Origin of the sequence: Corallococcus sp. CA041A, assembly GCF_003612075.1 — a bacterium.
In the GTDB taxonomy this organism is placed as follows: Bacteria; Myxococcota; Myxococcia; order Myxococcales; family Myxococcaceae; genus Corallococcus; species Corallococcus exiguus.
The window spans coordinates 1-706 of record NZ_RAWF01000585.1; the positions used below are offsets into that span (position 1 = coordinate 1).

Genomic DNA, 706 nt, shown 5'->3' on the forward strand with positions numbered 1-706 from the left:
GGGGAGGGTGGCCCGGGGGGAATGGACGAGCCGGAGCGGGCGTCCGCGGTGCACCGCGCGCACGCCGAGGCGTTCCCTGAGGAGCACGTGCCCGGGGCGCTGGTGGGCGGCAGTCCCGCGGCGGACATGGGCGCGGGAGTGCCTGGCTGGGTCTGGGCGGCCGTCATCGCGGCGGCGGTGATTTTCTTCGTGGGGCGGGCGGTGCTCCCCGACATGTCGGAATCGCCGGGGCGCAATCTCCAGGTGGTGTCGGTGCCTCCGGGCGCGGAGGTGCGCTGGGACGGCAAGTATGTCGGGGTGACGCCGACGACCCTGAAGGTCGCTCCAGGGGAGGACTCGCACCAGTTGGAGCTGCGCTACGTGGGCCACCATCCGTGGTCGACCACCGTGTCGCAGGCGGCGGTGCCGGAGCGCGTGCAGGTGACGCTGGAGCGCCTGCCACCCCCGCCGCCGCCCCCCGAGCCGGTGGTGGACGCACGGGTGCCGGAGCCGCAGAAGGCAGGCACCCGGAAGGGCATGCCGAGCATCAACGCCCAGGGCGAATCGCGCGAGGCCCTGGATTGGATCGTGGGGTCCCCGAGCGCGGGGGCGGAGTACACGCTGGGCTTGGAGTTGCTCCTGGCGGGCAAGCCGGGGCAGGCCAGTGAGAAGTTCGGGACGTGCCTGAGGCTGGTGGAGACGGCCGCGGAGTGCCACCTGGGGATGG

General features: G+C 73.5%; 1 protein-coding gene. It reads left to right on the plus strand.

Features of this window, described 5'->3' with window-relative positions; translation table 11 throughout:
• Positions 1–21 precede the first annotated feature (21 nt).
• Positions 22–706: PEGA domain-containing protein (locus tag D7V77_RS42325; RefSeq protein ID WP_120581762.1), on the plus strand; the 685-nt coding region annotated here is incomplete at its 3' end.